This window comes from Methylobacter sp., assembly GCF_030680395.1.
Taxonomy (GTDB): Bacteria; Pseudomonadota; Gammaproteobacteria; order Methylococcales; family Methylomonadaceae; genus Methylobacter_A.
In genome coordinates this window covers 102,730-112,523 of sequence record NZ_JAUXVR010000034.1, presented here as the reverse complement: position 1 = coordinate 112,523, position 9,794 = coordinate 102,730, and the positions used below count along the sequence as shown (strand labels likewise).

Here is a 9,794-nt window from a genome sequence, read left to right as displayed (position 1 = left end):
TATCCGCTTTTATTTGCGCCTGCTGTGGGAAGTAGCCCTTTTTGCCTCGATTGCGTTTCAGCTCCCGGCACACGGTAGATCCCGATAGGCACAATAACTCTGCTATCTCTTTCTGGTTTTTCCCCGCTGTAATTAATATCTGATGTTACGCAGTCATCACTAGATTCGGTTATTCTGTGCGAATGAAAAAAGCAGAATTAGAGTTATACACAGATTATTTAATCAGCACGTTTGGAGCGGCGACAGCCACGGGATTATCGTCGATTGTGGAGGGTGATGTGAGCCATGATCGAGTGACGCGTTTTTTGTCAGAGCGCGAATATACGTCGCGAGACTTATGGCGCCAAGTAAAATCGACAGTTCGCCGGATAGAGCGGGACGATGGCGTATTGATTTTCGACGACACCATCCAGGAGAAGGCCTGGACGGACGAAAATGAGGTGATGTGCTGGCATTTCGATCATTGCAGCGGGCGTTCGGTACGGGGAATCAACTTGCTGAATGCCCTGTATTACAGCGGTGACGTATCGATTCCGGTTGCGTTTGAGCTGGTGCGAAAACCGCTGCAGCAAAATCAAACAGTAAAAAAGAACCTCTAAAACTGCTGTACTGTAGTACTTTTTTAGACCCTGTGAATATTGCTATAAAACCTTAAGTTTTACGGTCGCTTAATTTTAAATACCCGGTTTTGGTAATCCACGACAAAGCTGCCAGGAAGGATTTCTTTGAGTAGCATTGTGTCTTTTATTTGCTGTCCCGGCTTGTATTTGACCATGTCAATCATGACAAAGCGTTCTTCAGAATGCGGTGAGTAAACAAATGCATTGATGGTAAATTTTGGTATCGTCTTGCGAAATTCGAAAGACAGATCGCTTAAAAAGGGAATGTCTTTTGTTATAGGAATTGTTTCTGGCGTATCCGATTGAACTTTGGCCGTGGGCGCTATTACCGGTGTGATTTGTATCGGTATCTCGGAATTGTTGGTAATGGCTGGTTGCTTAACGAAGTCAGTCGTCGGCTTTTTTTTGATAACCGGCTTAACCGGTAATGGAGCCGGTTCCGGGGTTTCTTTATCAATCAATTCTGCAATAGAAGTTGTTTCGGATTCCGGTTTTTGTGCCGGTCTTTTCGGCTGAATAGGTTTAGCCATCGCTTTGGACTCAAGCTTTGTTTCTTGTACCGATAAGGGGTTTGAAATAGTTTGCGCTGTTGTGCTGGGCGTCGGCGTTGAGTTATTTCGCACGAACCAGACAATGCCGGCAATAACCAATACATTAGCAATAATAAAAAACACTAATGGTTTCGTTGTTGTCTTACTGCGATTTTGTGGCGGCTGAGGAAGAGAAATTTTGTCAGTTACAGTCTCAGACTGAAGAGATTGTCTTTCCTGTTCTGATTTACGTAAGGCATTTAGGATAAAAGACATATGATTAATCGGTTATTTCTAAGTGAGGAAAATCAAGTGTACTTGCTATATTTTTAAGATAAGGCATGGTTTTGTCGCCCACCTTACCGTCTTCCGGTAATTGATGCTGGCGTTGAAAATCCATAACGCGGGCGGCTAATTGGTCATCATAAAAACGTGGCTGCTCTACTGCTTCAGCTTTTCTGTCAATACTGCTTAACAGATGCCGTAACCATAATATGTTAACTGATGTCTGGTGAGGATATATCATTTTGACAACCGGAATTGGCGGAGGTTCCACTATTAAATAATAGCCGTTCCAATACTTCAATGCATCCGCTACCGGAAATGTCGCGTTATCTTTAAAATGAATCATGGATTGATTTTGCCCGAATCCGGTAAGTAAGGCATAGAACTTTTGTTCACCTGTTAATGAGAACTCCAAAATAGCCGGATGATTAATTGCCAGCATATTTTTCCAGGTGGTTTTGCCAAATACACAGCGCAGTCCTGTCGTTTCTACGTAATGACAATCCACCTGATTACTCTCTGGGATAGGCTTGTCCCAGAGTTTCAGCGTGCTGATTAATGCAGCGTTTAATGAATAGTTGGGATTATTGATCCAGTCATCAAACGGTTTTGTTTTAGCGATAGCGGCGGTGTTAAATTGTTCAATAAGAAGCGGTTCTTTTTGAACAGGCGGCAGAAGTTGTCTGATGATCTCAGGTTTTGTCTGGATAGCAGGGTAGGGCGTTGCCAAATTAATTGCTGTTTGATTACTTGTTTTGAGCCAGTACATTCGGAAATAAGCGCCTGTGGCAATAATACAACCCAAAAATAGCAAACCTAATGATGCGCTCAGGTAAGGGGATTTTTTATCGGTAAAAGCCAGCGTTTCATTGGCAGCAGCGCTAACGATTGCCGGAGTAATAACATGAGTATTGGTTGAGTAGGCTCCAAGCAAAGCGCGATCGCAGAGGATGTTAATCATTCTGGGTATGCCGGAAGACAGTTTGTAAACTTTTCGTATCGCGCGCTCTTTAAAGATTTCCGGACGACCATTGCAAACAATCAATCGATGATGGATATAAGCTCGAGTCTCATCTAACGATAGCGGCAACAAGTGATAGCGGGCGGTAATGCGCTGATTTAACTGGCGTAAATCCTGTCGTTTAAGCGATTCTTTCAATTCAGGCTGGCCGACCAGAATAACTTGTAACAGTTTTGTTTTGTTGGTTTCCAAGTTGGTCAACAGGCGAATTTGTTCCAACACTTCCATGCTTAAATTCTGTGCTTCGTCAATGAGTAAAACCGTACGTTTGCCGTTAGCATGGCTGGTGAGCAGGTGCTGGTTTAAAAGATCGATCAGGTTTTTTAACGAATGTTGGTTTTTGTCATAGATAATGCCCAGTTCATCGCAGATGGTAGCCAATAATTCGACCGGATTAAGCTTTGGATTCAATATCAAGGCAATATCTATATTTTCCGGTATTTTTTGCAAAAGGCAGCGGCAAAGCGTTGTTTTGCCGGTACCTACTTCGCCGGTTAAAGCAACAAAGCCTCCTCCAAAATTAATGCCGTAAAGAAGGTGAGCCAAACCCTCCTGATGACGCGGGCTCATATAAATAAAGTGCGGATCAGTCGCTATGGAAAACGGCAATTCGCTAAAATGAAAGTATTGGGTATACACGGTTATGAGACTTTTCAGTAAAGAAAAAATTATAAATTATGTAACCAACAACGGAAAAGAAAATCTGAATATTAGGCAAAATTGATAGCGTTGAATAACCTGTATCTACGATATTAAGTGTTGATTGGTATTGAATCGTCATTCCGGTATAGCCCAATGGATGTGTAAACGAGTTGACGGAGTCGTAGACTCAGTAAAGTAAAACAGATAAATCATGTAACTTCTACAAAAATACCGATTCTTTGTGTCTGGATCAAAATTCGTTAACTAACTTTACCGCATCTTGTTTAATCTCAAGAGTCTATTTGGGGGCGTTTATGTTTATTTTAATGATTCATGTTCACCCATGATGGCAAATCTGTCTTTAGACTATTCTGGCGTTCTTGATTACGTCCGCATCACGGTATTTTTCTGGTGTGTCTACAGATTTATTTAGGCTTTTTCGAGTTTGTGCATGGCGCAAAAAAACGCGGAAAAGCCTTATTTTGTTCGCTGTTGGAACTGATTGTCAGCTAACTCCCTCGAATCTATTTTGAGCTAAAATTAATTTCCAGAAAGTCAATACGTATTGTTACTAAATTAATTGCATATTTTAAAATCAAAGCTTAGACTGATGGCGTAAAAATTTGTTCCTAACTCGGGTAAAAAATTACAATTTCTGTTATCTGCGGAGAAAAAAATGGCAATACAAGACGAAATTCCAAAATCACGATTAACATTGCGGTACAAAACCGAAGTTAATGGCCAGCCTGAAGACATCACCTTACCTATGCGACTGCTTGTCACCGGTGATTTTTCGCAAGGATCTTCCAGTGATCGTATATTTGATCTCGATGATAGGCGAATACGTAATCTGGATGGAACCAACACCGACTTGGTGATGAAAGACATGGGCATGAGTCTGAACTTTGCGGTCGAAAACAAAATCGACGGCGACCGTGAAGAAGACCTGCAAATATCCCTGCCCATTAACTCAATGAAATCTTTTTCTCCCGACCAAGTGGCTGAGCATGTTCCTAAGCTAAAAGGCTTGCTCACCTTAAAGGGATTGATCGGAGAAATGCTCTCTAATGTGGATAACCGCAAGGAGCTGCATAAATTAATGGATGAACTAATGAGTAATCCCGAAAGTCTGGAAAAAGTTTTGGCCGACTTGAAGGGCTTTGAAAGCTTCAAATTGCCAAGTTCTAACGAATCTGCCGAAACCACCATCAACTAGAATATTAGGAATACTATTATGTCTGATGACACTGCTCCTCCTGCTGCTGCTCCTGCTACTACCGTTAGTACCGTTCCTGCTGAAACTGGCGAGGCGCTGAATATAAAGCGTTTCTTGTCGAGTATGAGGCTAGATTCTGATGTTTCCGATCCGGTCCCTATGATTTCCAATAACTTGGAAACAGTCACTGAAAATATTCGTGACGAGGATCGATTTATTTCCGGGATGGCTGCGGTGTTGATGAATATCGATTCTGCAGCAGGCAAGTTTGACAAGGGCGCTGTACAAAGCTTGATCGCCCGTATCGATGAATTAGTCAATGCGCAATTGAACGAAATCATTCACAACGAAAAATTTAAAAGTATGGAAGCCGATTGGCGTTCATTAAACGACCTGGTGCGCACCACCAATTTCAAAGCTGACGTAATGATTGATATCATTGATGTCAGTAAAGATGAGTTGTACGATGATTTCGACAGCAACGCCGTCGATATTACCGGAAGTGCTCTGTTTAAGAAGATTTATTTGGCCGAGTATGATCAATACGGCGGTAAACCTTATGGCAGTATTGTGGGGTTATATGAAATTGAACATACTCCTCGCGATGAATTCTGGTTGAAAATCATGGGTAAAATCGCCTCTGCCAGTCACGCGCCTTTCATCGGTGCGGTTTCTCCCAAATTTTTTGGTTGCCAAAACATCGAAGAATTGTCCGCTATCAAGGATATGGAAGGGCTGATGAACCATCCACGTTATGGCTCATGGAATGCCTTGAGGGAATCGGAAGCGGCCGCTTATATTGGTTTGACTTTACCGCGTTATATTCTGCGCCAACCCTACGATCCAGAAACCAACCCTTGTGGACGGGGAAATTTCACTTTCAAAGAGGAAGTGCGTGGCGACAACGATGCCGATTACCTTTGGGGTAGTGCCACGATTCTGTTCGCACAAAACATGATTCGCTCCTTTACGACTTCGGGATGGTGTCAATATCTTCGAGGACCTAAAGGCGGTGGCTTAGTAAGCGGGTTACCTGTGCATATGTTCAATATGCGCGGTGAAGAGGAGATGAAAATTCCAGTGGAAATGGTCATTCCCGACTACCGCGAGCTTGATTTCGCCAACGTGGGTTTCATGCCATTGATTTACCGTAAAGGCACAGCCGATGCCTGTTTTTTCAGCTGCCAGTCACTGAAGAAATCCAAGAAGTTCAAAGATCCCAAAGATTCTGAAAACTCCCAGCTGGTGACAAACCTTTCCTACACGTTATCAATCACCCGAATTGCTCATTACGTCAAAAGTATCATGCGCGATAATATCGGTAGCAGTGCCGACGCCGTATATATAGCGAATACTCTTAATTCGTGGATGTTCCGCTATGTGACCACTGTGGTTAATCCTGATGATCTGACCTTGCGCTACTATCCGTTCAAGGCTGCGTCGGTAAAAGTGGTAGAGCGTCCTGGAATGATAGGTTGGTATGATTGTCAGATTTCGGTGCTGCCGCATATTCAATTCGAAGGTATGGATGTTGAGTTGCGCTTGGACGCACGTTTGTAATATTGGGAATAACAATCTAACTAACTTAAGAGAGAATTTATTATGGCATCTTCACAATATAGTTGCAGTATAAGACAAGGTTTCAACTTTGAGAAAGACGCACAGGTTCTGGTGGGTCATCTTGTCAGTATGACAATTGGCACACAAGAATTAGGTACCGACATCAAAGTGACCGACCCGACGAACTTCGGTGTCGACAATAATCTTGACGTCGTCGGCATTATTTCCGATATCTCTTGGAAAGGCGGCTATGCGGATCCGGTCCAAATTGCTTTTAATGTCAGCAATGAGAACGCAAAACTGGTCAGTATCATGAAGCACACTGACTTATCAGACACTACAGTGGTATTTAAGTTCAAGATCTATGACTTTGATCCAATTGCCAAGGTGTACTATCTGGCCTTTCATACCGATGACACTGATATGAATGGTCTGGTATTCAAACAGGGCGGCGAACTGGCTCTTGAAATTGCTGCACAACCCGACTCTCAAGTGGTTTCACCGCTAAACTTTCAAATGTACACTGGTATTATGCCCCAGGAAGAAGCTCAGGTGATTAATTTTGCGGTATCCAATACCGATAAATTCGTCAAAACATGGGGCGTGGCGGTATCTACTTAAGCTTCCTGGCTAACTACACCATAAGCCTTATGACCATTAAGTAATTTATGTACAACCGCTTATCACGAGTTTTATGGTCGATGGGGCAGGCATTATTGCCTGCCCACTTGCGTGCCCTTGAAGAATCCATGTTGGCTGACAGCGCGTTGCGCTTCAGTCTGCAGGCGGCTCCCAGTTATGGGCTTTACCGATTGCGTTGGAACGAAACCCTGCTAGTCGATGGGGTTTTGTCTTTGGAAGAGCTGACGCTGGTGTTGCTTTCAGGTCTGCTGTTGGAATTGAAGGGTAATGCGCAAGTAGCGCCGCTGAATCTTAATATTCCCGGTACTACTTTGGTGCCGGTTTATTTACATGTACGGAGTCTTCCTGAAAAAAACGGCGAGCATGTTGCTGGCTCACAGGCGATTAAACGCGATAATGTCAATTGTTGGCTTTGGCCTCTTGAACTTTCTACCGAACAAGAAAATCCCGATACCCTGGAGAGTTTTCGTTTGGCGGAGTTTGAGAAACAGCCTGATGGTTTGTGGCGGCTTTCGTCTCGTTACATTCCACCGTTAGTATGCTTGGGTTCAGTGCCGTTTCTGAAAGAGGACTTGAAGGGGCTAAGTCACAAGCTTGAGGCCTATCATTATCAGTTGACCCAGGAAATTGCAGCCATTTACCTATCGGGTGCCGATTTGGTCAACGCTAAGCAGTGCCTGAAAAGTGTCGTGCAAATGCAGCGCTTTCTTGCCAATCTGTTTGCCCAAATTTCCCCGCACCCCTATACGGTGTACGAACAATTAAAGCACTTTTATGTCGATTTGTGCTTTTATCATAATAGCACACCGCAATTTGCCACGAGTCCTTATCGCCATGAGCAACTTGTCGATGTATTCAGGGAAACGCTTGGACCACTGAATGACCAATTAAAGTTGAGTCAGATGCGTTCACCCTATTTGCCATTTACGATGCTTGACGGCATCGTGCGGGCTAGCCTACCCGAGTCGATTCGTGAGGCAAAAGAAATCTACCTGCTGGTGCAAAAAGGAGGCGTCACCAAAGCTGTCAGTCTTGACGGTTTTAAAATTGCCGCCGTGACCCGCATTCCGATAGTGCATAAATTTTATTTGCAAGGCATTCCTTGCAAACGCATGGAGCGTCCGCCGTTCCAGAACTCTTTTGGCCCTGAGGTGGAAATTTACCAAATTAGCTTGGGAGAAGAGTGGGATCACGCTCTGGATGAGCTGGCACTTGGCTTCTACGCTGATCCAAAGTTTACGGAAGAAAACTTTTTCCTTTATTGGCGATCAGTCTGATGGCGTTGCTGCGTAAGTTGGCGGGTCACAAGGGGTTGGCTGAAGACCATGAAATCAAGAGTATCATCGACAATCTCAATAATGTGCTCAGCAGCAAGCGCGACTATGGCTTTTTTTTGCATAATTTCGGCCTGTCCGATTACAAATACCACGGTTCTAATGATTATATCGCGAAAGTACTCATTGATGAAATTACTGAAAATATTGAGCTTTTCGAACCACGAATGGTGTTGAACAATATTGTGCATATCAAGGATGACAAGCTTTTTAAGTTGTCCTTTAGCCTTGACTGTATGATACGTAACAGGCCTCACACCTTAAAGTTATTCATGGATCCGGTACTCGGTCACTATCAGGTTAATTCATGATAAGTTTTACTGATGATTTAACGATCACGCTGACACTGACTATTGCCGGGCAGTCTTACTGCATTGCTGCGGGTAACGTCAAGTCTCTGGAACTTAGCCTAACTCCTTATGGTTTTAACGGCAAAGTCAGTTTTGTGGTATCCGCCGAAGAGTCGACTGATGCGTTATTTTTACCGATGACGCAAAACGATTTAATCGAATTGTCATTGCAGGTGGAAGCTCATGTAGAGAGTGCCGATGCCGTGATCACTCCGCTTACTTTGAGCGGTTTAGTCACTACCCGGAGTTTTTCGGAACAGACACTGAGCAATGTTTTAAAAACCCAGGATTTGATATTGCACCGTCATTACCATCTGGTGTTTGCCGATCCAGCCCAAGTGTTATGGAAACAACATTATCCCTGCGATCTACTGACCGATTCCACCTTGAAAGCACTCATTACCGCCCACGCTAGTGCAAAAATAAATCTGAATTATGATTGGTCAGTCTTAGATACCCAGTATCCCGTGCTGACTTTGCCTTTGGGGGCGCAGGGCAATCTGGCAAGTTTTTACGATTACCTGTTGTGGCTGGTGGATAGTCAGAATGGCGTGTTTACTTATGATTTTGCCGAAAATCAATACACCCTAAGTGCCGTAAAAAGCCAGGAGGGTGAAGCCAAGTCGCTAAGTTACCTTGAGATTTCGGCGTTTGGTGTCGATTTTGCCGAAGTTTTACGTCATCAGCCGAATGTCCTGAATGCTTACTCGGAAACTCCGCAGACTACGGCAATCAGCAATGATCAGGTGGCGAGCCCAATCCGCCGTGATTACGTAGCACGCTATCCCATCGCTGCCGATATGACTGCCCGGGTCACTCTGGAAACGGCGAGATTAAAACAGCACTTGCACGAAGTATGGGTGGAGTATAAAAGTCTGCAAATGCAGATTACTCCGCCGGGGCAGTTGGTCAATTTTAAGGGCTCTTCTGCCTGGAATTCGTCATTATTTATTCAGGCCAACACCTATCGGGTAAAACAATGGACTCTGGTGGCGCGTTCGGTGGAGCAGGAATTAACTGTTGATCTCAATAATCCCTATAGCCGTTATCAAGTGGAACATAGCCTGAAGCTGGAGAGTAGCGATGAACTGTGCGTGGCTTTGCCTCCCTACGTGTTACCGAGCTATCCTTTTTTCGTGGAAGGCAAAGTCGTCAGCGAACAAGGCGAAGATACCGATGTAACTTATCAATTTTACACCGACCCGGACACATCGGTTAATTACTATCAGATTAGCATTCCTTTATGGGCCGAAAAAAAGGTACGCGCCGCCTATCAACCAAATTTGGACACCGGGCAATTTTATTTTCCGCCTTATAAAAATGCCCGGGTGTTGGTCGGGTTAGGTTTTGATAATGCGGTTATTGCGGATTTTCTTGATTGGGGCAGTGGTACCGCTCTACCTATGGATTCTCAGGGAAATCAGTTAGTCATGGGCAAATCAACGACCAGTCAGAACATTATTAAGCATAGCTATGTGGATAGTAAGCCTGAGTTGCAAATTCAGCGTACTGACGATAAAGATACCGAACTATTACAGTTCTCCAATGGTTACATCATTTTGCAAACCCAACAAGAAGAAGGGGAAAGCTGAAC

General features: G+C 43.9%; 8 protein-coding genes and 2 pseudogenes. 7 read left to right on the top strand and 3 right to left on the bottom strand.

From position 1 onward, the window contains the following. Positions 1-133, bottom strand: a pseudogene (locus Q8L79_RS14500) (IS30 family transposase); the annotation flags it as partial. Positions 134-182: 49 nt separating this feature from the next. Between Q8L79_RS14500 and Q8L79_RS14495 the strand changes: the two are divergent. Next, positions 183-569 (top strand): annotated as a pseudogene (locus Q8L79_RS14495) (transposase); the annotation flags it as partial. A gap of 89 nt (positions 570-658) precedes the next feature. Here Q8L79_RS14495 and Q8L79_RS14490 read toward each other — a convergent pair. After that, on the bottom strand, positions 659-1,426 hold the full coding sequence (locus Q8L79_RS14490; RefSeq protein WP_305272478.1) for a general secretion pathway protein GspB: 768 nt from the start codon (positions 1,424-1,426) through the stop codon (positions 659-661). 4 nt (positions 1,427-1,430) lie between these two features. Further along, positions 1,431-3,095, bottom strand: coding sequence for an ExeA family protein (locus Q8L79_RS14485; protein WP_305272476.1), 1,665 nt, complete (start codon positions 3,093-3,095; stop codon positions 1,431-1,433). A gap of 679 nt (positions 3,096-3,774) precedes the next feature. On the opposite strand from Q8L79_RS14485, the gene tssB reads away from it, so the two are divergent. The 6 genes from tssB to Q8L79_RS14455 are packed head-to-tail and all read left to right on the top strand — an operon-like array spanning position 3,775 to position 9,792. Then, positions 3,775-4,314: a type VI secretion system contractile sheath small subunit gene (gene tssB / locus Q8L79_RS14480; protein WP_305272474.1), complete on the top strand. Its 540-nt coding sequence runs from the start codon at positions 3,775-3,777 to the stop codon at positions 4,312-4,314. An 18-nt stretch (positions 4,315-4,332) separates the two neighbouring features. Next, positions 4,333-5,874 carry a type VI secretion system contractile sheath large subunit gene (tssC, locus tag Q8L79_RS14475; RefSeq protein ID WP_305272472.1) on the top strand — a complete coding sequence of 514 codons (1,542 nt, stop codon included), beginning with the start codon at positions 4,333-4,335 and terminating at the stop codon, positions 5,872-5,874. Positions 5,875-5,916: 42 nt separating this feature from the next. Beyond that, positions 5,917-6,495, top strand: a complete 579-nt coding sequence (locus tag Q8L79_RS14470) for a hypothetical protein (RefSeq protein ID WP_305272470.1) — start codon at positions 5,917-5,919, stop codon at positions 6,493-6,495. Between the two features lie 47 nt (positions 6,496-6,542). Continuing rightward, positions 6,543-7,793, top strand: coding sequence for a type VI secretion system baseplate subunit TssK (gene tssK / locus Q8L79_RS14465; RefSeq protein WP_305272468.1), 1,251 nt, complete (start codon positions 6,543-6,545; stop codon positions 7,791-7,793). Continuing rightward, positions 7,793-8,161 carry a GPW/gp25 family protein gene (locus Q8L79_RS14460; protein WP_305272466.1) on the top strand — a complete coding sequence of 123 codons (369 nt, stop codon included), beginning with the start codon at positions 7,793-7,795 and terminating at the stop codon, positions 8,159-8,161. The genes tssK and Q8L79_RS14460 overlap by 1 nt, the downstream gene beginning before the upstream one ends. Beyond that, complete coding sequence (locus Q8L79_RS14455; protein ID WP_305272465.1) at positions 8,158-9,792, top strand: hypothetical protein; 1,635 nt, start codon at positions 8,158-8,160, stop codon at positions 9,790-9,792. The genes Q8L79_RS14460 and Q8L79_RS14455 overlap by 4 nt, the downstream gene beginning before the upstream one ends. Positions 9,793-9,794 lie beyond the last annotated feature (2 nt).

Excerpts from the sequence above, each read along its gene's own strand:
- Q8L79_RS14470 (WP_305272470.1), top strand. The coding sequence starts at position 5,917 with ATGGCATCTTCACAATATAGTTGCAGTATAAGACAAGGTTTCAACTTT.
- tssC (WP_305272472.1), top strand. The coding sequence starts at position 4,333 with ATGTCTGATGACACTGCTCCTCCTGCTGCTGCTCCTGCTACTACCGTT.
- tssK (WP_305272468.1), top strand. The coding sequence starts at position 6,543 with ATGTACAACCGCTTATCACGAGTTTTATGGTCGATGGGGCAGGCATTA.
- tssB (WP_305272474.1), top strand. The coding sequence starts at position 3,775 with ATGGCAATACAAGACGAAATTCCAAAATCACGATTAACATTGCGGTAC.
- Q8L79_RS14490 (WP_305272478.1), bottom strand. The coding sequence starts at position 1,426 with ATGTCTTTTATCCTAAATGCCTTACGTAAATCAGAACAGGAAAGACAA.
- Q8L79_RS14455 (WP_305272465.1), top strand. The coding sequence starts at position 8,158 with ATGATAAGTTTTACTGATGATTTAACGATCACGCTGACACTGACTATT.
- Q8L79_RS14460 (WP_305272466.1), top strand. The coding sequence starts at position 7,793 with ATGGCGTTGCTGCGTAAGTTGGCGGGTCACAAGGGGTTGGCTGAAGAC.